The 23,198-nt window shown below is 63.1% G+C and carries 16 protein-coding genes; 8 read left to right on the top strand and 8 right to left on the bottom strand.

The features are described from left to right. Positions 1–30: 30 nt before the first annotated feature. The 3 genes from GYH35_RS29670 (at position 31) to GYH35_RS29660 (ending at position 5,017) form a co-directional block, all read left to right on the top strand. On the top strand, positions 31–594 hold the full coding sequence (locus tag GYH35_RS29670) for an RNA polymerase sigma factor (protein ID WP_161830295.1): 564 nt from the start codon (positions 31–33) through the stop codon (positions 592–594). Continuing rightward, the gene (locus GYH35_RS29665) at positions 591–1,835 is read left to right on the top strand and encodes a FecR family protein (RefSeq protein WP_161830294.1); all 1,245 of its coding nucleotides are present in this window, start codon (positions 591–593) and stop codon (positions 1,833–1,835) included. Before GYH35_RS29670 ends, GYH35_RS29665 begins: the two co-directional genes overlap by 4 nt. A gap of 161 nt (positions 1,836–1,996) precedes the next feature. Further along, complete coding sequence (locus GYH35_RS29660) at positions 1,997–5,017, top strand: TonB-dependent receptor (protein ID WP_161816177.1); 3,021 nt, start codon at positions 1,997–1,999, stop codon at positions 5,015–5,017. Between the two features lie 3 nt (positions 5,018–5,020). Here GYH35_RS29660 and GYH35_RS29655 read toward each other — a convergent pair whose 3' ends face one another. From GYH35_RS29655 to GYH35_RS29640, 5 genes are all read right to left on the bottom strand, one after another. Continuing rightward, positions 5,021–6,874: an asparagine synthase-related protein gene (locus GYH35_RS29655; RefSeq protein WP_161830293.1), complete on the bottom strand. Its 1,854-nt coding sequence runs from the start codon at positions 6,872–6,874 to the stop codon at positions 5,021–5,023. Between the two features lie 21 nt (positions 6,875–6,895). Then, positions 6,896–7,633, bottom strand: coding sequence for a lasso peptide biosynthesis B2 protein (locus tag GYH35_RS29650; protein ID WP_161830292.1), 738 nt, complete (start codon positions 7,631–7,633; stop codon positions 6,896–6,898). A gap of 129 nt (positions 7,634–7,762) precedes the next feature. Then, positions 7,763–7,894: a hypothetical protein gene (locus GYH35_RS35205; RefSeq protein WP_268894967.1), complete on the bottom strand. Its 132-nt coding sequence runs from the start codon at positions 7,892–7,894 to the stop codon at positions 7,763–7,765. A 601-nt stretch (positions 7,895–8,495) separates the two neighbouring features. Further along, positions 8,496–9,503, bottom strand: a complete 1,008-nt coding sequence (locus GYH35_RS29645) for a transposase (RefSeq protein WP_161816174.1) — start codon at positions 9,501–9,503, stop codon at positions 8,496–8,498. A 126-nt stretch (positions 9,504–9,629) separates the two neighbouring features. Beyond that, positions 9,630–10,532, bottom strand: a complete 903-nt coding sequence (locus GYH35_RS29640; RefSeq protein WP_161816173.1) for an NUDIX hydrolase — start codon at positions 10,530–10,532, stop codon at positions 9,630–9,632. A gap of 17 nt (positions 10,533–10,549) precedes the next feature. Here GYH35_RS29640 and GYH35_RS29635 point away from each other — a divergent pair, with 17 nt between their 5' ends. After that, a complete protein-coding gene (locus GYH35_RS29635; protein ID WP_161830291.1) occupies positions 10,550–11,512 on the top strand; it encodes a VanZ family protein in 963 nt (320 codons plus the stop codon). A 1-nt stretch (position 11,513) separates the two neighbouring features. Here the strand turns inward: GYH35_RS29635 and GYH35_RS29630 are convergent, their stop codons facing one another. Continuing rightward, a complete protein-coding gene (locus tag GYH35_RS29630; RefSeq protein ID WP_161816269.1) occupies positions 11,514–12,599 on the bottom strand; it encodes a zinc-binding dehydrogenase in 1,086 nt (361 codons plus the stop codon). Between the two features lie 222 nt (positions 12,600–12,821). Between GYH35_RS29630 and GYH35_RS29625 the strand changes: the two genes are divergently transcribed. From GYH35_RS29625 to bglX, 3 genes are read left to right on the top strand one after another with little or no spacing between them, the layout of a single operon-like run. Then, a complete protein-coding gene (locus tag GYH35_RS29625) occupies positions 12,822–13,283 on the top strand; it encodes a (2Fe-2S)-binding protein (RefSeq protein WP_161816171.1) in 462 nt (153 codons plus the stop codon). 10 nt (positions 13,284–13,293) lie between these two features. Then, on the top strand, positions 13,294–15,477 hold the full coding sequence (locus GYH35_RS29620; RefSeq protein WP_161830290.1) for a xanthine dehydrogenase family protein molybdopterin-binding subunit: 2,184 nt from the start codon (positions 13,294–13,296) through the stop codon (positions 15,475–15,477). Positions 15,478–15,525: 48 nt separating this feature from the next. After that, complete coding sequence (bglX, locus tag GYH35_RS29615) at positions 15,526–17,814, top strand: beta-glucosidase BglX (RefSeq protein WP_161816169.1); 2,289 nt, start codon at positions 15,526–15,528, stop codon at positions 17,812–17,814. A 6-nt stretch (positions 17,815–17,820) separates the two neighbouring features. On the opposite strand, the gene GYH35_RS29610 is transcribed toward bglX, so the two are convergent. Continuing rightward, on the bottom strand, positions 17,821–19,848 hold the full coding sequence (locus GYH35_RS29610) for a peptidase associated/transthyretin-like domain-containing protein (RefSeq protein ID WP_161830289.1): 2,028 nt from the start codon (positions 19,846–19,848) through the stop codon (positions 17,821–17,823). 219 nt (positions 19,849–20,067) lie between these two features. Here GYH35_RS29610 and GYH35_RS29605 point away from each other — a divergent pair, with 219 nt between their 5' ends. Then, positions 20,068–20,643: a hypothetical protein gene (locus GYH35_RS29605; protein WP_161816167.1), complete on the top strand. Its 576-nt coding sequence runs from the start codon at positions 20,068–20,070 to the stop codon at positions 20,641–20,643. Here GYH35_RS29605 and GYH35_RS29600 read toward each other — a convergent pair. Beyond that, positions 20,627–23,146 (bottom strand): chemotaxis protein CheW, encoded by a 2,520-nt coding sequence (locus GYH35_RS29600; RefSeq protein WP_161830288.1) that lies wholly within the window; start codon positions 23,144–23,146, stop codon positions 20,627–20,629. The two genes, GYH35_RS29605 and GYH35_RS29600, sit on opposite strands and share 17 nt — an antisense overlap. Between the last annotated feature and the right edge of the window lie 52 nt (positions 23,147–23,198).

Raw genomic sequence — 23,198 nt, 5'->3', positions numbered from 1 at the left:
AGGGAGGATGAACGGAGCGACCAGGACGGCTTGCGCCCTGAAGGAATGCATGGCGAAGCTCCGAACGCCGCGCCCCGTCCGCGCGAATACCGCGACGGCCGGCTGATCGAGTGGTTTGGCAAGTGGCGCAAGCCCATCCGCAGCTGGCTGCGGAATCGTGCCTCGGTGCCGCCGGGCGACATCGACGACCTGGCCCAGGAAGTGTTCCTGCGCCTGCTGCGCTATAGCGACGACGTCGCCGTCGACAACCCGCAGGGCTACCTGTTCCGGATCGCGGCCAATGTCGCCAACGAGTGGCGCGAGCGTTCCAGAGTCCGCAAGCCGCATGACGACAGCTGGCTCGAGGAACTGCAGATCGAGGCCGGCGAGGAGCCGGAGAACACCTTCGCCAGGACGCGGGCCAATGAATACGTGCAGGCCGCCGTCGACCGGCTGCCGCCACGGCAACGCGAGGTTTTGTTGTTACACGTGAACGAGGGCCTGACCTACAAGCAGATCGCTCAGCTGAGGGGGCTGACGTATCGGATCGTATTGCGCGATCTCACGCGCGCCTACAGCACGTTGCGCATGCAGTTGCGACTGGAGGATCTGTGACCAGTCCCCTCGGCGATGAGGATGAGGACATGCAAGGAAGCCTGAACGAGGTGGGCCAGGAGCGGGTCACCCGGATGTCCCTGAGCAGCGAAGCGGCCGAATGGTTCGTGCGCCTGCGCGACGATCGCATGGGGGTGCGCAATCGCGAGCGCAATGTGCGCTGGCTGAAGCAGTCCCCGGCCAACATCGCTGAATTGCTCCGCATCCAGCAGGTCTATCAGGTGCTGCGCGCCGCGAAGCTGCAAGGGCCCAGCGGGATGGCGCCGGGGGAAAGCTCCAACATCATCGACTTGGAGGAGCAGCGGCCGCGCGGCTGGTCCGAATCGAATCGGCTCGATTTGATGGATGTTTCTCCGATCCGGCGCCGACGCCGCTGGATCCGACCGTGGAAGCTTGCGGCTGCGGTGGCCGGTCTCGCCGTGTCGTTCTTGCTGGGCTTCATGGCGAAAGTCGCGTGGCTCGATCGAGCCATCGAAACCGAGTTGGGCGAGTGGCGCACGGAGTTGCTGACCGACGGTAGCAAACTTCGCGTGGGGCCCGATTCGCTGTTGCGAGTGTCGTTCGGCGACGATCACCGGACGATCCGCCTGGTCCGCGGCGAGGCGATGTTCGATGTCGCGCAGGATCGCTCGCGGCCCTTCTATGTGGAGTCGGAGATGGTGGGCGTGCTCGCGGTCGGCACGGAATTTCGTGTCTCGCGGCTCGGCGGAAAAGATGTCGTTGCGGTCACCGAAGGCACGGTCGCGCTCTATCGCGATGGTCGCCATGCCGTTCGTGGCGCTATGCCGGCCGCTCCCGCACAGATCGCCGAAACGACCGGCGGCGTCGCGCTGAGCGCGGGCGATCAAGTGTCGATCACGCGGTCCACGCGCTCCAAGCCCATCGCCAAGGAAAAGGTGAATGTGAATTACGAGCAGGCCTGGGCCGAAGGCTGGGTGGTGTACGAGGACAAGACGGTCGGCGAGGTGGCCAGCGACTTCAATCGTTTCAATCGGCTCAAGATCCAGGTCGCCGAGCCGTCGCTTGCGGCGCGACGCCTGACCTTTTTCCGGGGCAGCGCCACCGATCCTGAATCGTTCGTCGCCGCGCTCGCGACCAGTCCGGATATCGCCGTCGTGCGGGACGATCCCAATGTCCTGCGCATCGAGCTGCGTCGGCCGGATGCCGAAATTTCCAAGTCGGTCGAGATCGGCCAGCCGGCCGCCGATGTGCCACCGTCGGTGAATCCAAATCCGATCTGAACCGAGCGGTATCGGTTCGGCCATCCGCATAAAGATATATTTGCGATCCGGGTGCCGCCCTAAGTAACAAAGTCACAGCGCGTCGCAACGCGGTACGGTAGATTCGCAGTCATTCAGCGGCGGGGTCGGTCCCCGATGTCAAACGGATCTTGCTGGGGAAGATGGTCGCGAAACAGGTCATCGCCGGAGTCGTGGCGGCCGTTCTTTCCGGCTGTGTGTGGCCCGAGACGGCGCTCGCTCAACACGCCCGCGAACAGGCGCCTGCCGCACAGGAATACGCGCTCGATATTCCACGCCTGCCCATCATCGAGGCGTTGAAAGAATTCACCACACAAACCGGCCTGCTGATCAGCTTCTGGCCGGACGCGCAAACCGACCAGGCCCGGCTCGTAGGGCCGCTGCGGGGCAAGTTCACCGCGGAAATCGCGCTGACCCGATTGCTGGCGGAAAGCGGGCTGACCTATCGGCGAACCAACGAGCGCTCGCTCGTCGTCATGGCGCCGTCGCTGCTCGGCGCGCCTCGCAATGGCGTGAGCGGCTCCGATCAAGATCGAAGCCGGCTGGCTGAGGGGCAGCCTTATCTGCGCAAGCAGCAGCGACCGCCAGAGGAAAGTTTGACTGTGATCGGGCGCGCGGGCTCGAACGCGATCATCGGCAAGCCCGAGGTCGAGCGCGTCGACGAAGTGATCGTCATCGGCTCGCGCATCGATCGCAATGGCGAAGGGCCCGCGCCGGTGCAGGTGTTCACTCGCCGGATGATCGACGATCTGGGCGCGGCGTCGATTCCGGATGTTCTGCGCTATGTGCCGCAGCAGCCATTCACCCGCGCGCAGCACTACTACACCAACGGCGCCGAGTACTCGCAGATGCGTGGCGTCGGCGGCGACACCACACTGATCCTCATCAACGGTCGACGCGTCGTGCCCACCACGAACAGCCTGGCGCTCAATGCCTTCGATCTGAACAGCATTCCGCTCGCTGCCGTGGAGCGGATCGAAGTGCTGTCAGATTCCGCTTCGGCCATTTACGGCGCCGACGCGATGGGCGGTGTGATCAATCTGATGCTGAAGAAAGACATCCCACAGCCGGTCCTCGATGTTCAGTATGGCGGCGCCAATGGCGGCGCGGACTTGTTGCGTGCGTCGTTCAGCGCCGGCTACCGGACCGAGCGGCTGAGGTCCTCGGTGATCTTCGACTATTACCAACGCGATTTCCTGCTGGGCGCCGAACGCGAGCTATGGCGCAATCAGGACTACACGCGCTATGGCGGCCTGGACTTTCGATCTCCAGCGGGCGTCCCGGGCACAGTGAGCTCATTGGATGGCGACAACCTGCCAGGATTGTCGTCGTCCTTTGCGATGGTGCCGGTAGGCAGCAGCGGCATCGGCCTCACGCCGCAGGATTTTGTCGCGACCGCCGGCTTGCGCAATCGCACCGGCACGTTGAGCACACTCTCCATCGTTCCGAAAGCGGAGCGGCGGAGCGTGGCCGTGTTCGGTGAGTTCGATCTGGCGCAGGATCTGATGGCGTTCGCCGAAGTGCTCTACACCAACCGACGGGTGATCTCGCAGGAAGGCTTTTACCCAGTGCAGGGCGCGCTGGTGCCGGCGGACAATCCTTTCAATCCGTTCCAACAGCCGGTGCGGGTGGATTTCATTCTCGATGGCCTCGAGCCGGGGCGCTTCGAGCACGATATGGATTGGATACGGGGTGCGTTCGGGCTGCGAGGCGGGCTGAATTCCAGGTGGCAATGGGAGGTCGCGGCAATCGCCAGCACCGAAGCGGATGATGCTCTGAGTACTGTCGATCTCAGTGCCGCACGCCTCGACGCGGCGCTCGCGGAAAGAGATCCGGCACGTGCTTTGAATCCATTCGTCGATGGGCCCGCGGGCAGCGGTGAATTGCTGGCTTCGTTGATCGCTCCGGAGCGCAGCAGGCATGTGTCGCGTGGCCGACAGCTTTCGGCGTTCGTGCAAGGCGAGTTGTTCGAATTGCCGACGGGCGCTGTGCAAGCCGTGGTGGGCGGCGAATGGCGCGATGAAGAAATGGTCTATGACGACCGGACATTGCCCGTCAATAACGGCCGTGACGTGCGCGCGGCTTTCACTGAGTTGCGTGCGCCGCTGATCGGGCCCACGGCATCGGGTCGTGGCGACGTCTTGGCGATGACATTGGCCGCGCGCGTCGACGATTACAGCGATTTTGGCAGCACGCTGAACCCGCAATTCGGCTTGCTGTGGCGGCCCGCCGAGGGTGTCCTGTTGCGCGGCTCTTATGGGACGAGCTTTCGTCCACCATCGATATTCGAGCTGCATGCTCCCCGCACGACCGTGACGAATGCAGCGGTCCGCGATCCCGCCCGTAACAATGGGTTGAGCACGGTGACATTCGTTGCGGGTGGCAATCCAGATCTGCGACCGATCGAAGCCGACTCGATGACGACCGGCTTCGTTATCACGCCGAGCGCGGCGCCTGGCCTGCGGCTGCTGGCGAACTACTGGCGGATCCATACCGAGCATCGCGTGACGTTCCTGCATTTCACGTCTCTGCTCGCGAACGAGGAGGCATTCCACGACCGCATCCTGCGCGATACACCGACACAGGCCGATATCGATGCCGGTATGCCGGGCAGGCTGCTGCAGCTGGACATATCGCGAATGAATTTCGGGCGGCTCAGCACCAGCGGTATCGACGTCGAGGCCAAGTACGAGCTGAGCACGCGCTGGGGCGATTTCACGCCGAGTGTGTCGGCGACCTGGATCGACGAATTCACGAGCGTCGAGGCGCCCGGGGTGCCCGCCGTCGATCGCGTCGGCATTGCGAATCCCGCGGGATCCATACCACGGTGGCGCGTCGTCGGCAGCTTGGGCTGGAAGCGCCCTGGTCTCGGGCTGTCCACCACTGTGGACTGGCTGCCGGGCTACATGGATGCGGATAGCGCCGGCCTCACCGGTCGTCGCTTGCCTTCGCGGACTGTCGTGGATGTGCAGGCTAGCTTCGCGATGGATGAACTGATCGGAACGAATCTGCTGTGGGACGATTTGACGCTGCAGCTGGGCGTGAAGAACGTATTCGATGAGCTGGCGCCGTTCTCCGAGATCGGCTTCTCGACGGGCTTCGATTCGTCGCAGGGCGATTTGATCGGCCGTTTCAGCTATCTGCGGCTGTCCAAAGGATTCTGAGCTTCAACTCGGCTGCGCTGACGAGTTGCCGAGCCAGTGGCGCGCCCACAGCTCCGAATCCAGGTGGCGGAAGATTTCGCCGGGAAACACCGTGTTCTTGGTCGGGCCGGTCGAGAGCACTTCCTCGAGCAGCGGCCGATCCAGCAAGCCGTTGCGCGCCAGCACCCCATCCAGCAATGTTTCTTTCAGGAAGGGCCGCTCGCGTTCGAGCAGCTGATCGTGAAAACCCGGCGCGCGATCTTTCCACAGACGTCGCAGGATCGGTTCCGGCACGTCCGCCGCGAATGCCATTCGCGCGAGACCCCGATCGCGCCCGCGATGGAAGTGAGTGTGGATTGGAATCCGCAGCAGCACCTCGATCGCCGGCTGCGAGTACAGCGGCGAGACGATTTCCGGCACCGGTGCATCGGCAGGCACTGCCATTGAGTAGTAATCGGGCGCCATCATCAACGTTCCGATACGCCGGATCTTGTCCCAGGGCACGCGGCGCTGTCCCTGGAACCAGGGATGCGAAACGCGGGTGTGACCTTGAAAGGCGTGTTTGATCTCCGGACTGACCAACTGGCTCGCTGCGAGCACGCGATCGCGCGGCAGGCCGGCGCTCTGTTTGGCCACGACCCGGCGGACCGCACCGGTCAGCACAGTCCAGCTGGACTTTTCGGTGAGCAGCGCGACTTGCGAGGCGAGGCGGAACAGGCGAGGGGTGACGCCGTGCTGCCGCAGGAACTCCGGCACCGCAAAGACCACTGAGTCGCTGCAAAAGCCCGAATCGCCGCCGTCGCCGCTGAAGATGGCGCTGGCTTGGGTGCGCTCCATCAACTCCCGCTCGACCGTGTTGCGCTGGATGAAGCCAAGCAGCGGCGAGGGTTCGGGAGACGGCGGCATGCGCAATCCGAGCGTCAGATCCATGTCGAATGCGTGGAGCGGAAATTCGATGTGCTCGCAGCCGGCGTGCGCGGCGGCGAGGCGCGCCCAGGGACGCTCGTCGGAACGGCCGACGGGGCTGAAATAAGTGTAGGCGGTGAATCGTCCGGTCGTGCCCTTGAGGCAGCCGGCCATGATCGAGGAGTCGAGGCCGCCCGACAGTCTCAATAACAAGGAACGATGCAGGCGCGCCAGGCCGGCAGTGGCGCCTTTGATCACACTGTGCATGGCCCGGGCGGCTGTTTGTGGATCTTCGATGAGATCCTCGGCGCCGGTGTAAGCGACCGGCGTCCAGTACAGCTTGCGACTCCTGTGCCAGCCCGAGTGGTCGCGCTTGAACTCCATGCACTCGCCTCGGCGCACCGGCGACGCTTCATTGAGCGACGGTGCGTCCTGGAAGGTGGCTTCGATCATCATCAGCGAGCGCAGGAAGACTTCGTTGACGGTAAAGCGCAGTTGCAGATCGAGGCAGTCCGCGATGCGTGAAAAGAAAATGCTCACGCCACGAAACTCGGTGTGCAGACAGGGCAGCAATCCCGTCGGGTCCTTCAGCACCCATTTATGACCACCGCCGGCGTCGTGGCCGAACGCGACATAGTCGCCCCAGGCGTGATCTATCAGCCATTGGCCACGACTCTGCACAAAGCGCTGACTGTGCGCAGCGTCGAAGCGCAACTGCTCGGCGGGCGCCGGAGAAAACAAATCCCGGCTGCGCGCCAACAGCGTGCCGATGACGATGCCGCCCTGGTCGCCGACCCGATGCAGCTGGAGCGCTGGATCGCGTGCGCCCGCGCAAAACACCTGCATCCCGGGCGCAGAAAACTCCAGTCGCCAGGCCGGCGAGAGCTCGCGCAGGCGCTGGGCGATCCGCTGGGCTTCTTGTTGTTGTTGCGGGCTCGTGTCGTCCCACACCATCCCGAGATATCGAAACATCGCCACGCTCCTTCGCGCGTTTCAGATCGCAAGGATCGGCGTGTACTCGCAAACCTGTTCCGGATTGGCGTCGAGGAGCAGTGTCCCTTGCTGTACCCAGCTGTGTGCCGCCCATGGCTTGGTGCGCACGCCGATCACCCACGTCGGGTACACGTCGTAATAGGCCAGAAAACGTACTAACGCCAATGCATGAAACAAACATTGATCGCGCGCCGCGAAGGTGTGCGGGCGTAGCCGGCGAAAGATGCCGACCAGGTCTACTGCGCGCTCGTTGTCGAACGGCGCGCCGGCGATGTTCTTCTGCCTGCCGATGTCCTCGGCCACCAGAAACAAAGTTCGCGATCGCACTGAGCGGCGCGCCCAGGTGCATGCGCGCAGAAAGCTGACGATGTGGCGCCAGCGAATCGCCGATTTTCGATCGAGCTCGTGGCCGACACTGGTGAGCAGGCTCTGCAAGTCCACTTGCGCGATCGTGAATGCGGCGGGCGCGGGAGCACTGTTGCTGAGCAGCCCCGCCTGAACCAGCTTGTCCGCGATGTTGACGGCTTCCTGGATGGGTAGTGATTCGCCGTCGCTGGCGAAAGTGGCTGGAGCGGCGGCGAGGCTCTGCCAGTTGCCTGCGAGCGAGCGGAGCGCGATGGTTTCATTCCGGCCGACGCCGAAATAGCGATTGCGCTGCAGGTCCAGTAACACAGTGCCAGTTGCTGTCGAGCACGCCCGCACGTGCGACGGCAGCCAGTACGCTTTTTCAGTGTGCATGGCCAGACTGCCAAAACGTCCCAGAAAGATCGATCTACTATCGCCCGGTTCTTTGTCTAAATAGGGCTCGCGGTGCGAGCCCTATCCGTCAATGCAAAATGACTCAAGATCTCCTTGAGGGATGGCCTATCAAGGATGTCTTTCCCCCAGCAGATATATCGAGTCGAACATTATCGGATACGTCCCGTACTGCTTGGTTTCGATCGTCGCATCGCCGAGATCGAGCAATTCGATCTCCGTTCCGTCTTGCTTGTCCGTCATGATCTTTCCCTCGATGAAGCAACAGTCCTCCTGCGTTGCTAACGCTGCAAGGTTTGCGTGCCGACGTCAATATACCTGTGGGCGGACGGCCAAATATATCTACGAAATACCGTGAACCGGCGATCTTTCTGCCGTTTCCTTTTAAGTAACAACCCGCACGCGAAGCAAAAAGCACATCGCCTGTCACTGACTCGATTGCCGCGATTGTCGAGGCACTAGCCGCGCGCGCCTGCCAGGACCGAACCGCTGTGGCATGGTCGGCCCGGGAGGGTGACCATGGTCGAGCTCAGAGCGCATCGAAGGGAATCTGCCAGCTACTGCAAGCCATGCGCGAGGTATTGCAGCTTTTCTGGCCGGCTGCCGAGGAGCCTGCGAAGCGACGACTGCGGCTGGCGCTTGCCACTGTTGCGAGCGGCGCCGTGCTGGCGGCCACAGCGCTCGCGCAACGTCTCGCAGCGGGAGGAACTGCCGACATCGGCAGCTCAAGGATAGAGGCCGTTCCTCCCGCGTGCGCAAAGCGTGACGGCGACGCCAGCCGGGGCGTTGCCGAACACAGCAACGCCCCATTCTTCAGGTTACCGCCCCATCTCCCCGATGCTCCCTAGATTGCCTGCCGGTCCTCGTCGTCGCCGTCTCGGGCTTCGGCGGCGCCATCCCAATAGTGAACCTTGACGCTGCCGCCGATCGGCACCAGCGGTGAGATGTCGTGCATGGCCGTGATCTTGAACAGCTCCGGCCGGCGCGTGCGATATCGGCTGATCGCCATCGACAAGGTCGATGGATCGCGACGCAGGCAGCGCGCCACCTCACTCAATGTCGCTACACCACGTTCTGTCGCGTACCACGCGATCAACGCACGCACCAAGGTGAACTCGCGCTGACGCGAGTTCGACAGCACCAGGTCGCGTTCCACACCCATGCGACAGGTGACGGTGTGAATGATCTGATCGAGCGACGCCTTGCTGCGATAGGTGCGCGAGTTGCGAGGCAGGTTCTCGAGGAACTCGGTGCTGCCGATGACGCGCAGATCGTTCGAGCCGACGCGCTCGAACTGCACGACGTCTTCGGGTTCGGGGCAACGAGCCATGAAGGCTTCGTACTCGGTGCCGCCGTCTTTGAGCTCGAGCAGCCGTAACGCGGTGCGCGTCGTCAGCCAAGGGGTGGCGGACTGGCGTAGATACGTGCCATGGCTGGTGTGTTCAGCCGCACCGGAATGCTCCGCCAGCCCGCCCAATACCGGAATGTGATGCAGGTAGTGCAGCAGCTTGAGCAGGTAATGTTTCGGATCGATCAAGACCGCTTTATAGCGCTGCCGGAAGAAATGTCCGGATTCGCCGATGCGACGATGCATGCTGCGTGCGTAGCGACTGGTGAGACCCTGCATGATGCGGCCCACTGAGATTTCGTCGATCTGCAAGATCAGATGAATGGCTTGCGGTGTCCAGCAATAGCCGTGCACGCGGGCATTGGTGCGACGCAGACCGGTCGCGAGCAAGCGCTCGAACAGCGCGTAGTCCTCGGGTTGAGAAAAGATCGGATGATGTGTGTTGCCATGTTGAACGACGTAATACGTACCGCCCGCAACATGGAGCCGTTGCCGTCGAGACATCCTGCTAAACCTCCTGGTGAGCTTCCCTGACCTCACGGCACGATCGAAAGCGATCGTGCTTATGCTGTCCGTGCCGGAGGACTCTAGTCTGGCGCCAAGGGACATGCATTCATATATTTTGTTGTGTCAACGCTCGCTCGTCGTGCGCGATGGCAGCGAGCGCAAGCGCTGCGGATAAGAAATATCTCGCGACACGCCGTCGCTGCTCAACATGTGATATTCGGCGTCCCACGGCATGACGATCATACGTTCGGCTTTGCGTATCTTGGGCAACACCGGCACGACCTCGCGCTGCATTTCAGCGGCGAAGATTGCGTTCAGCGAAACGTGTTGTCGCACGCTGGCGTCAAGCTCCATCAGGTTGTAAAGCGTCGGCCGCGAAAGTGTCATCGTGCCGTCATCGGAAGCTGCGATGAGTGAGGCTGGCGTCTTCCAGCACAGCTCCGTCGCTTCGATGTTATCGACGGTGGCGCTCTGCTCCGGCGGCAAGCTGGCGAGGAAGAAGCGCGTGTCGAATCGCTTCGGCACCGTCGATGGAGTGATCCAGTGCGACCAGTAGACCAGGCGGCGCACATCCAGTTGCAGGCGTTCTTCCTGCAGCGAGGTGGCAAACAGCTCGGGTTGTGAGACGATTGCGCGCTGTCGGTCATGCAGTCGCGCCAATCGCTCGCTTCCACAATGGTGTCCTTCCGCAGTCGTCGCCAGCAGCACGCCCGTTTCTTCGAACGTCTCGCGAGCCGCCGCGATGGCCAGCCCCAAACACGTAGTCGCCGGCAGCGCATTGCCTTCGAGATCGCGCAGGCGATGACAGCCGGCGAGCGCAGCCTCGGGAATCAATGCGAGCGAGTCCGCCGATGTATCGGCGGGGCACAGCGTGCCGCCGGGAAACACCCACATGCCGCCCATGAACGCGAGGTTTTCGTGTCGACGCGTCAACAAGACTTCGATCGCCCCTTGCTGTTCACGCAGCAGGAGCACGCTGGCGGCGTGACGAGGGACGGCGGGTGGCGGACTGGCTGGATTGCTCACGATATCGGATCGCTCCGGTGAAGCGCGCTTACTGGATGGCGCTGCTGGTGATCGGCATTTTGCTGGCGGCCGTGGTGTTCGCGCCAGTGCCCGGCGACACGCGCTGGATCAGGACATTGCACAACTCGGCGCACGCGCCCATTTTTGGCTGCGTTTCGCTGCTGACGTTGTTCGTCGTTCGCGGCCAGCCGCGCCTCGCCGCGGTTGGCGTGGCGGGTCAGTATGCGCTGGCGCTGGCGGCGGCGGTGATCCTGGGCATCCTGACCGAGCTGCTACAAATCCCCTCGGGGCGCGACGCCAGTCTGGAAGACGCGCTCCATGACGTGATCGGTGCGGTCGCGCTGCTGGGCATTTTCGCCGCGTTCGATTCGCGGGTGCGCGTGTCGGCGCATTCAGGCGCCGTTCGACTTGCCGCTGCGACGATCGGCATCGTGGCGCTCGTCGTCGCCGTTGCCCCGGTGACGCGAGCGGCGATGAAGTATCAGCAAAGAGACGCGCGCTTCCCGGTGTTGGCGGACTTCACCGAGCGCTACGATCGTTACTTCATCCTGCAGCAGTGGGCCGAATTCACGCCCGCCAAGCTACCCGCGCCGTGGGCGAGCCAAGCGGGCGAAGCGGCGATGCACGTCGAATTGCTCGACGGTGCTTATCCCGGACTGGATTTCATCGAGCTACGGCCGGACTGGAGCGGGTATTCGACGCTGGCCGTCGATCTGACCAATCCGACATCCCTGGCGCTGCAGCTCGTGCTCCGAGTGCACGATGCCGCTCACAACGATGAGCCGGCCGATCGATTCAGCCGGCGCTTCGAGCTGTCGCCTCGGACACGCCAGATCATTCGCATTCCATTGCAGGATGTGGCGGCCGGCCCAAGCACGCGCGAGCTGGACCTGCGCAACGTTGCGGGGATGATTATTTATCGAACCAGCAATTCGCCACGCGCAAGCGAGCTTTATTTCTCGCGCGCGTGGCTGGAATAGCTCAGAGCACGATCACGGAGCGGATCGATTCGCCTTTGCGCATCAGCTCGAAGCCTTCGTTGATCTGCTCGAGCTTGAGCCGATGCGTGACCAGCGAATCCAGGTCGATCTTCTTGTCGACGTACCAGTCGACGATCTCCGGCAACTTGGTGACGCGCGCGCCGCCCATGTAGCAGCCGGTCCAGTGCCGGCCCATCATCAGGTGGCCCGGATACGACGTGACTTCCGCGCCCTGCGGAGCGACACCGACCACATAGCTCGTGCCCCATGCCGGATTGGTGCATTCGAACGCCTGGCGCATGACCTGCGGATTGCCGATGCATTCGAAGGTGTAGTCCGCGCCGCCCGCGGTCAGCTTCATCAAATGACTGGTGAGCTTCTCGACGCTCTTGGGATTGACGAAGTCGGTCGCGCCGAACTGGCGTGCGATCGCTTCCTTGGCCGGATTGGTATCGACGCCGATGATTTTCTTCGCGCCGGCCAGGCGAGCGCCTTGCACGACGTTCAGTCCGATGCCGCCGAGCCCGAAGATCACGACCGTGCTGCCAGCTTCGACCTTGGCTGCGAACAACGCGGCGCCCAAGCCCGTGGTGGCTCCGCAGCCGATGTAACAGATCGGATCGAAAGGCGCGTCATCGCGCACTTTGGCGAGCATGTTCACGGGCAGCACCGAGTAGTCCGCGAAGGTGCCGAGCCCCCACAGCTGCGTCACCGGTTTGCCGTTCAGGGAGAAGCGCGACTCGCCCGGTTTCAAGCGCGAGAACGCTTCGACGCACAGGTTGGTCTTGCTGGAATGACAGTAGCCGCACTTTTCGCAGTGAGGAATCAAAAATGGAATGACGTGGTCGCCCGGCTTGAACTTGGTGACACCGGGGCCGCACTCCACGACGACGCCCGCGGCCTCGTGGCCGAGCAGCGCAGGAAACGCCCAAGGCAGTTTGCCTTCGTAGACGTGCAGATCGGAATGGCACAGACCGGTGGTCTTGATGTGCACCAGGACTTCGCCTTCGCGCGGTCCGTCCAGTTGCAGCGTTTCCATGACGAACGGCTGGTTCGGGCCATGCACGACGGCGGCGCGGACATCCATTGGCACGATGCTGTTCCTCTCGATCTGGCAGAGGAGGGCGAGCCTACGCACATCGTTGGGATGGAGCAATCGGTCAGATCGCCGCGCTTCGATGTCTTGATGAATCTCGACTTTCGCCGATGCGCTGTGCGGAATCGGGCAGGATTGTGCAACCCGGCCGCAGTCGCGCGGGAGTAAGATTCGGGCCCGCTTCCAGGTAGCCACCCGCAACCGAGGTCTTCCATGATCACGCTCGATATCAATGGCCAGAAGGTCCAGACCGACGCCGAGCCCGATACACCGTTGCTGTGGGTGTTGCGCGATCATCTCGGCATGACCGGCAGCAAGTTCGGCTGTGGCAAAGCGCTGTGCGGAGCCTGCACCGTGCACATCGATGGCAATGCCACGCGCAGTTGTGTGTTGCCGGTATCGGCGGTGGCATCGAGCAAGATCACGACCATCGAAGCCGTTGGGGAGTCGAAGGTCGGCAAGGCCGTGCAGGATGCATGGATCGCCGAAGATGTACCGCAGTGTGGTTACTGCCAGTCGGGACAGATCATGAGCGCGACCGCCCTGCTCGCCACCAACAAGAAGCCCACCGATGCGGATATCGATGCAGCGATGTCCGGCAATGTATGTCGTTGCGCCACGTACGTGCGCATTCGCGCCGCGATCAAGCGTGCCGCCGGCTCGTTGACGACCTGAGGAGAGCAACATGAGCGCAATCGAACAAGACGCAGCGGTTCACGCAACTCGTCGTGACGTGCTGAAAGGCGGCGCCGTGTTGACGGTCGCCATGTGGCTGCCCGCGGCTGGCGCGCAAGCCAATGCAACGGATGCGACGAAGGCCGGCACGTTCGTGCCGAATGCATTCGTGCGCATCGACCAGGACAGCACGGTGACGGTCCTGTCCAAGCACGTCGAGATGGGGCAGGGCGCCTACACGGGCCTGGCGACTATCGTTGCCGAAGAGCTCGACGCCGACTGGAATCAGATCCGGGTCGAGGGCGCGCCCGCCGACGCGAAGCTTTATAACAATCTCGCGTTCGGCCCGTTCCAGGGCACCGGTGGCAGCACCGCGATCGCGAATTCATACGAGCAGTTGAAGAAGGCGGGCGCCACAGCGCGCGCCATGTTGGTGACGGCGGCGGCCAATCGTTGGAGCGTGCCTGCCAGCGAGATCACGATTGCGTCGGGTGTCGTTCAGCACAAGTCCGGCAAGTCGGCACGCTTCGGTGAGCTGGTGGCGGACGCCGCGAAGCTGCCGGTGCCGACCGAGGTGAAGCCGAAGGATCCCTCGGCTTACAACCGTATCGGCAAGAGTGCGCCGCGTGTCGACAGCAAAGCGAAGTCGACCGGCAAGGCGACCTTCACTCAGGATTTCAAGCTGCCGGGCATGCTGACGGCGGTCGTGGCTCATGCGCCGCGCTTCGGCGGCAAGGTGAAGAGCTTCGATGCCAGCAAGGCGAAAGAGATCAAGGGCGTGAAGGCCGTGGTCGCCTTCGAAACGCCGGCTCGCGCCGGCGTCGCAGTCGTCGCCACCGATTTCTGGGCGGCGAAAAAAGGTCGCGACGCGCTGACCGTCGAGTGGGACGAGTCGAACGCGTTCAAGCAAAGCACGGACGAAATGCTGAAGGAATATCGCGAGCTGAGCCAACAGCCCGGCGACATCGCGAAACAGGAAGGCGACGTCGAGAAGGCGTTTGCCTCGGCGGCCCGCACCTTCGAGGCGACCTACGAGTTCCCGTATTTGGCGCATGCCGCGATGGAGCCGATGAACTGCGTCGTGCAGCTCGGCCAGGGCTCGTGCGAAGTATGGAACGGCGAGCAGTTCCAGACCGCCGACCAGATGAACATCGCGAAGCTCTTGGGCATCGCGCCGAAGGATGTGAAGATCAATCAGCTCTATGCCGGCGGTAGCTTCGGCCGTCGCGCCAATCCGCTGTCGGACTACCTCGTGGAAACCGTGGCGATCGCGAAGGCGATGGGCACGACCGATCCGGTGAAGCTCGTCTGGACGCGCGAAGACGACATGCAGGCCGGGTATTACCGCCCGATGTACGTTCACTGGCTGAAGGCCGGTGTGGACGCGCAGGGCAAGATCGTCGCCTGGCAGCATCGCATCGTCGGCCAGTCGATCACGCGCGGCACGTTCTTCGACAACAAGAGCAAGATCGATTTCACCTCGGTGGAAGGCGCGCAGAACCTGCCGTATCACATTCCGAATCTGCAGGTGGAGCTGCACACCACGGAGCCGAAGGTGCCGGTGTTGTGGTGGCGCTCGGTGGGCTCGACGCACACTGCGTTCTCCACCGAATGTTTCCTCGACGACATCGCGCGCGCGACCAGGCAGGATCCGTACGCCCTGCGTCGCTCGCTGCTGGAGAAACATCCTCGTCACCTGGCCGTGCTCGACCTGGTCGCCGAGAAATCCGGTTGGAAGAAGAAGCGCGCCGCCGATGAGATCTACGGCCTGGCGTTGCACGAGTCTTTCAACAGCGTCGTCGGCCAGGTGGCGAAGCTGAAGAAGACGCCGAACGGCCCGAAGCTGGTCAGCGTGGTGTGCGCGGTGGACTGCGGTATTGCCGTCAATCCAAACATCATCGCCATGCAGATGGAGTCGGGCATCGGCTACGGATTGTCGGCGGCGCTGATGGGCGCGGTGACGTTGAAGGAAGGCCGCGTCGAACAAAGCAACTTCGACGATTACCCGGTCCTGCGCATCAACGAGATGCCGGCGGTGGAAACGCACATCGTGCCGTCCAAGAGCAAGCCCACGGGTGTGGGTGAGCCGGGCACGCCGGTGATTGCGCCGGCGCTGGCAAACGCGCTGGCACAGATCGACGGCAAGCCCACGCGCTCGCTACCGCTAGCGGGGCAGGGAGTGAAGCTGGCGTAGTAGCACTACCTCGCTCGGCGCAAGGAGTGAAGCTGGCATAATGGCTCGATGAGCCCAGCCGCCAGCGCCTTCACTCGTCGGAAATTTCTACTCGGTGCGTCGTCTCTCACGCTGCTCGCTCTGGCCGAGCGGGCAGCGTGCGCGAGCTCGCTCAGCAAAAGCGCCGAACAGCACATCGAAGCGCTGATCGCAAAAATGACCCTGCAGGAGAAGGCGGGTCAGCTCAGCATCTTCTCCGACATGACGCGTCTGGCGTCCAAGACCCAGATCAATCCCGAAGCCGGCCCGCCGGTCGACGACAATCTCGCGAAGCGCGTGCGCGAGGGCCGGTTGATTGGCGTCTTCAATGGTTTCGGCGCCGCCGGCGGCCGCGCCATTCAGCGAATCGCCGTCGAAGAGTCGCGGCTGAAGATCCCGCTGATTTTCGGCGCCGACGTTCTGCACGGTCTCTACACGGTCTTTCCTATTCCTTTGGGTGAAGCTGCGAGCTTCGATCCCCAGCTGGCCGAGCGCACGGCTCGCGCCGCAGCCATCGAATCGACCGCCAACGGAGTGCACTGGACATTTGCGCCGATGGTGGACATCGGTCGCGATCAACGCTGGGGCCGGGTTGCGGAGGGTTCGGGCGAGGATCCTTACTTGGGCTCGGCGCTGGCTGCCGCACGGGTGCGAGGATTCCAAGGCAAGAGCCTCACCGACGAGGACAGCCTGCTGGCGTGTCCCAAACATTTCGTCGCGTACGGCGCGGCCATGGGCGGCATGGATTACAACACCGTCGAGCTGTCCGAGCAGACCTTGCACGAGGTCTACCTGCCGCCGTTCAAAGCTGCGTTCGATGCGGGCGCGCTGTCCACGATGAGCTCGTTCAACGACATCAACGGCGTGCCGATGTCGGCCAATCGCGAGCTGATGACCGGGCTGCTGCGCGAACAATGGAAATTCCGCGGCATGGTGGTTTCCGACTATACGGCCGACATGGAGCTGGTGAAGCATGGGGTCGCCAAGGACGATCGAGAAGCGACCAGGCTCGCCATCCTGGCGGGCGTCGACATCAGCATGCAAAGCGATCTCTACAATCTTTATTTGCCCGATCTGGTGAGGAGCGGCGATCTGCCGATGGCGGTCGTCGACGAATCGGTGCGACGCGTTCTGCGCACCAAGTATTTGCTCGGCCTCTTCGATAATCCGTATCGCTCGCTCAATCCTGAAGTCGAGAAGCAGAACACGATGACCCCGCAGCTGCGCGCCACCGCTCGCGAGAGTGCGCGTGCGTCCATCGTGCTGCTGAAGAACGAAGACAATCTGCTGCCGCTGCCCAAGGCGGGCAAGAAGATCGCGCTCATCGGTCCTTTCGCCAACGATACGTTGAATCTCGCCGGGCCGTGGGCGCCGTGGGCCAGGCCCGATCACGATGTCAGTGTCGAGCAGGGCATGCGCGCGGCGCTGGCGGATAAGTCGCTGTTGACCGTGACGCTCGGCTCGATGATCGAGAAGCCGATCGAGGGTGGTATCGATGCCGCTGTCGCTGCGGCACGCGCAGCTGACGTGGTCGTGCTCGCGATTGGCGAGGGGCAGGACATGTCGGGCGAAGCGCAGTCGAGGACGCAGATCATCGTGCCTCCGCCTCAGCAGCGCTTGGTCGAAGCTGTCGCGAAAGTCGGCAAGCCGCTGGTCGTGCTGTTACGAAATGGCCGAGCGCTCGCGCTCGAGGGCGCTGTGCGCAATGCGCAGGCGATCGTTGCGACGTGGTTCCTCGGCACGGAGACGGGTAGCGCGATCGCCGATGTGCTGTTCGGTGACTTCAGCCCGAGCGGCCGGTTGCCGGTGAGCTTCCCGCAGGATTCGGGGCAGCAGCCGTATTTTTACAACCGACGCACGACGGGCCGGCCGCAAGGCGACGAAGGGCCCGCGTTCAAAGCGCGTTATCGCGAAGTATCCAACGAGGCGCTGTATGCGTTCGGCCATGGGCTCACTTACTCACGATTCGAGTACGGACTGCCGAAGCTCAGCACCGAGTCGCTGGCATGGGACGCGACTCTGACGATCACCGCCAGGATCGCGAACATCGGCGAGCGCGAGGCCGAGGAAGTCGCTCAGCTCTACATTCGCGATCGCGCGGCGAGCATGACGCGGCCGATTCGGGAGTTGAAGGGATTCAAGAAGGTCCGCTTGCCGCCGGGCGCATCGACCGAAGTGCAGTTCACGCTGACCCGTCGGGAGCTCGCGTTCTACAACTCACAGATGCAGTTCGTCGCCGAGCCCGGCGAATTCGATGTTTGGATCTCGCCGTCGGCCACGACGGGAGTCAGCAAGCGTTTTGTATTGAAAGCGGGCTGACGCGGCTCACGGCGTGGACTGTCGTTGCAAGCTCACGTCCAGCTGCTCGCCATTCCAGTCGTTGATGAGGTTCGAGGCGTAACCGTTGGCGCTGAATCTCAGCGAGCTGCCCGCGAGCCCGCTCGGCAGATAGCTCACGCCGTTCTGGTCTGGACTCAGATGCACGACGATGCCGGTCCAGCCTCGGAGAAATTCGAGGGCGCGCGCCGTGCTCAGCGTCTTGCCAGTCTCCGCATCCCGCACCCGCACCTCCACGCCTCGACCGCGGCGCAGGGGAATCACCATGTCCGAGATCGGGGAGCCATAAGCGAACGGTACGCGATACAACTCGAAGCCGGGCTTGTACACCGTCAGCAGGAAATCCCCCGGTTGCAGGCCAAGCACGGAGAATTGCCCGAAATGATCGGAGGTGCCGCCGGTCCAGTTCCTTCGCCCATTGCCGCCAGGCTGCGCCGGAATGAGGCCCACGACGGCGCCGACCACGGGGACTTTGCCGCCCTCTTCGAGCACTCGACCGGCCAGTTGCGAGTCGGGTATGTCGACGTCGAACACCGTATCTTTGGAGACTTGCACCGACGCAGTGAGATACGAATACCCAACGATGAGGGAATATTCACCGTCCGGCAGGTCCCCTAGAGCATAGTCGCCGTCCGCCGATGTGACGGCGCCCTGCGTAAGAAACTCCCCTGGGCCCGCTGTCAGTGAGTTCGGCTCGACCGCCGCTCCGGACAGCGGCTTGCCGCCGCGCGTGATCCGACCCGTCAAACTGAAGCCGCGTTTGAATTCGAGGTTCACGACGAGGTCGCTGCCGTCAGGCATTTCTACGACCTTGGTGACCTTCCGGCCCGTGCCGATGCTGGCAACGATCCGCACCGGGCCGGGCGAGACGCCGGTGAGCGCGTAAGCTCCGTTGGCATCCACGGTGGACTGCGGCGAATGTACGTCCTGTCCGCCTTCGCGAAACAGAAACACATTCACGCGCTGGAGCTCTTCGGGCCGCACGCCGGAGACGACCCCGCTGATGTTGTGATTCCCGTGCATCGCCAAGATGACACCGGCGAGCCGCTCATTGTGAGATAGCGTGATCTCCCGCTTGCCGCTCAACGATCCGCCGCGGCCGACGAGCTCATACGGGCCGGCGGTCAGGCGATTGAATGTGAATTCTCCGGCGCTGCTGGATTGACGCCCGTTGGTGCTGTTTTCGTCCAGGTGTCGGAGGCTGGCAAAACCGGCCACGGGCGTAATGCCGTCGGTGCCCGCAAGGTAGCCGGAGATCGTGCCGCCCGTCGATAAGGCCACTTCCAGAGGTGCGGCTTTCGGACTGACGAAGACGTCGAGCTCCCGCGAGACATAGTTTTGCGCGACGATCTCGACTCGCACCGCGCCGGGGGTAACGCCGTCGAGGAAAAATGAGCCATCGGCCTTGGAGGTCGTTGCAGGCCGATTGCGGAAGTTGCCTTCAAAGCGTGCCACGTGCGCCTCACGGAAGCTGATCTTCGCGGCGCCCACGCCTTCGTTCGTCGTTTCATCGAAGACCCGACCCCGCAATGCCAGCCCCGCTCGCATCGGGATCGATAGCTCCTCCATCGCCTTGCTGCTGGAAACGTTCAAGCCGGCCAGCTCGAAACGCTGATAGCCGCGGGCCGTCGTGTGGATGGTCCAGACACCGTCCGGCAGTCCCCGAACTTCGAAGCGTCCATCTTTGGTTCGGTACGATTGGGCTGTCGGTACTGGCGAGCCGGGCCGAAAGTGCGGCAGGAATTCCAGTTCGAACTCACGCACCGGCTGGCGGCTGACCGCATCGATGACACGGCCTCGAAAGGCGACGGCTGCCGCCACCGGCGGAGTTTCGGCAGCGGGCGGAACGGCCTCGGCGACCGGCGGCTCGGCTGGCGGTGGGGCGGCCGTTATAACTGGACTTGGGCGCTCCACGGGCGTGTCCGTGATTGCGGCGGGGCGCATGACCCAACGACTCAGCAGTCCCAGGCAAACCACCAGCCCGAGAATCAGCAGGACGGCGCGACGACGATCCATGGCGAGAGCCCGAACGAAGCCTGACTTCGAGCATACTCCTGGCGCCGGTGTTCTGGCGTGGGGTCCGCGGGCAGGATCGGGTGTCGATCTTCTTATCAGATCGGCGACGCCAGCTTGTTGACGGCTGTGCAATTCATCGGTGTTACAAGCGTCCGGAGCAGGTCGGCACACAAATTGCTCCGACTGATGCCGTCCAACGATCGAGCTGCGATTCGCTTCATGTCAAACGCCAAGTTGTTCGTTTCGATGCTGTTGACGGCCTTCTGCGCGCAGGCTGCGTACGCGACCTCCGGATCTGCGAAGGCGCTCGAGGGCATGTGGTGCAGTCAGGACGCCGGGGCCGGCGAAACCATCGTGCAGTACTCCGCGACCGACGCCGAGGTCACCGCGTTCACTGTGTTGTCCGAGGCGGATCCTCGTCAGATCGGCAGCCAGGCATCGATCAACTTGACGCCCGAATCGCCGACCGTGTTCATGCGCCGGGCGCTGGTGGGCGCCGATGAAGAGTTCAGCGTGCAGAACGGGCAGCTCACGGTGAACTCGCTGTGGATTTCGAATCGCGGCACCGGCAAAGAAAGCCGCCAGGTGCTCGCCACCCAGACTTTTTACAAGTGCGATGTCGGCCAGGCGTTGCGCCGGGCCCAGGCCTTCATGTCGTCGCCGAAGGCGGAAGAGGCGACACGCATGGCGCTACTGCGAGACGAGCAGTTCGAGCTGGAAAGCACCCGCAACGCGAGTAAGGACGCGTACTACGGCGGTTTGATCCGTCAGTTGCGACTCAGCCCGCGGCTCTGAGCGGCGTCACCGACGCCATCGGCTGCGACAACTTGAAGCCGGCTGCGCCGGCGTAAATCAGCAGCTGTTCGATATTCAACAGCATGAGCACCGGTTCTTCCGCGTGCTCCGGGCGAACCGCGCGGTCGAGGATGGCCGCGCCACGGGCGTTCAAATCGCCCACCGGCAACAGGCGGCTCAGCGCGATCTCCGGAATGTCCGCCAGCTCCTCGACGAGCAAACCAAACAACTGTCCCGTTTCAACTGCGCGAAGGACGATCACGTTACGCGCTCCGGCCGCGCGATCGGTATGCAGCAGCTGGCACAAATCGATCACCGGTATCGGCGTCTCCCGATACATCAACAAGCCGGCGTGCCAGGCAGGCGCACCGGGAATCGGACGCAGGTGGGCGCCGTCCAACGCCTCGACAATATCGTTTCGTTCCAGGCCGAGTCGCTGCTGGCCGCAATAGAACGTGGCGATGTCGATCATGGGCTCTTGCGTGATGGCGCGGCGATGGCTTTGCGGTTCGGCGCGCCGGACGATGACGCGCTCGATCGCCGCACCCAACGGAATGAGGATCAGGCTGAACACGCCCATGCCGGTGTATTCGCGATAGCCCGACGTCTTGCGCACGCCGATCGCGTAGTGAATGCCGTTCATGCAAACGGTCTGCGGCGCGTTCGTGCTCAGAATCTCGCGAGACAGGGCGATGGTGTCGCCGGGCTCATAGTCGGACGTGGCCGCGACTACGGTCATGCGCGAGTCGACGAACAATCCGATGCAACCGCTGACGATATCGCCGGCCTCGCTGCGAGGCAGAGCATCGCTCAGCATGGCTTTGAACTGCGGCGCCGAGTCGAACACGATGCCGATGCCGCCGACCACGCGACACGATTCGTTGCGAACGGCGGCGCCATAAATCAACGTATGCTGGCCCGCATAGAGATCGCTTCGAGCGAACGCCGACACCGCGTACTGCTGGGAGTCGCGCAGTCCTAGTGTGGCCGCGACCCACGGCTCGTCCATCGTGCTGCCGATCTTGTCGGCATGCGAGGGATGGGAGACGGCAACGATGCAGCCTGCGGCATCGAACAGCACGATGTCGTGATAGACGGTGTAGAGACTGTTGATGTGGCGAAGGATCTCGCCGGCGTCACGGTCGCCGCCACCGTCCGAAAGATGGCGGCCCAATGCGCCATGCAGCGCCCACCAACGACAATCGTTGGCGCGCTCGTACAGATTCCGATCGAGCACATCGACCGCAAGCGAGGCGAGCAGCTGCGCGTCATCGAGGATGGACGACACCACCGTTTCCTGCAGTTCGCCGATGGAACGCTCGAATGTGTCCTGCGTGCGGCGGCCGGCGTTGCCGATCTCGCGCAACAGGACTTTGGTGAAATCGCTGCCGGTAACCGTGCTGGTGGCAAGCCGTACGTTGCCGTTCCAGACGGTGCGATTCAGCTCGCGCTGAATGGAGTCGGCCTGCAGAGGAATCTTGCGCAGGGCAGGGGAGAAGATGGTCTGACTCTCACGCAGCGCGGAGAGCAATTCGCCCGGTATCGTTCTCGCGCCTTCGGCCGCCTGATTGTCGAAGGCATGCTCGATCGGCAGCATCGCGTGGCCATACCAGCCAGGGCCCATGTAGCCCTGATAACCCTGAGTGCGGCAGGTGACCGCAAGATACTCGCGGCCCGCGAAACGAATGATGCGACCGGCAGCATCGAGCACGACAGGTATGGGCGCTCCGATGGGAACCTGCCACGCATCGCTGCTGGCGAGCACGGTGCCGCGTTCATCGAGAAAGCAGAACACCGTCCAATCTTCTTCGGCACGCAGCTTGGCGAAGATCCCACTGACTTCGTCTTCAAAACGAAAGCACAGGCACAGCACGCCCTCCACGCGCGAGCCGTCTCCGACACGGAACGAATAGACCAGATTGCGATCGGAGTCGGGCAGCAGGTCCATGCGGCCAAACGTCTCGACGTAGCCCTGACGAGTCGTCAGCGTATGTTTGAGCAGTTCGTGCGAGGTGCGCTCGACGGTGTGGCGCTCGTCCAATCGGACGAGGACTGCGCCGTCCGCATCCAGTAGAACGACATCGTGATAAACCGAATACTTGCCGACGTACTCGCGGAATCTTGCGCGGAGGCGATCGCTCAGCTTCTTGACCTGTGAAGCGTCCGCACGGCGTTGTCGCAGATATTCGCGGACGTCGTCGTCGATGGCGAGGAAGCCGATGTCGGCGGTGCGCTCGAACAAGTTGCGCACGATCACGTCGATGGCGATCTGGCCACGCGCCTTCAGCGCGAGCATCGCTTTCTTATATGTTTCCTCGCTCAGGCTGTGCACGAGGTCGTTGGCCAGGCCCTCGAAGGCTTGCCGTGTGGCGCTCATGTCAGCGCCGTCGCCGCGCAGATGTGACAACAACGACAGCGTGTCCCACGAGCCCTGCAAGTTGGCCAGGCGGGCGCGATAGTCCTCCACCGAGGACATATGACGGACCACCGCTGCCTTGACCATGGATGCTGTCTCTCGCTGTCGAGCTTTGTCAGACAGATAACGGCCCGCGACG

Source organism: Steroidobacter agaridevorans (genome assembly GCF_009932555.1).
Lineage (GTDB): Bacteria > Pseudomonadota > Gammaproteobacteria > Steroidobacterales > Steroidobacteraceae > Steroidobacter > Steroidobacter agaridevorans.
This window is presented reverse-complemented; position numbering and strand designations above follow the sequence as displayed.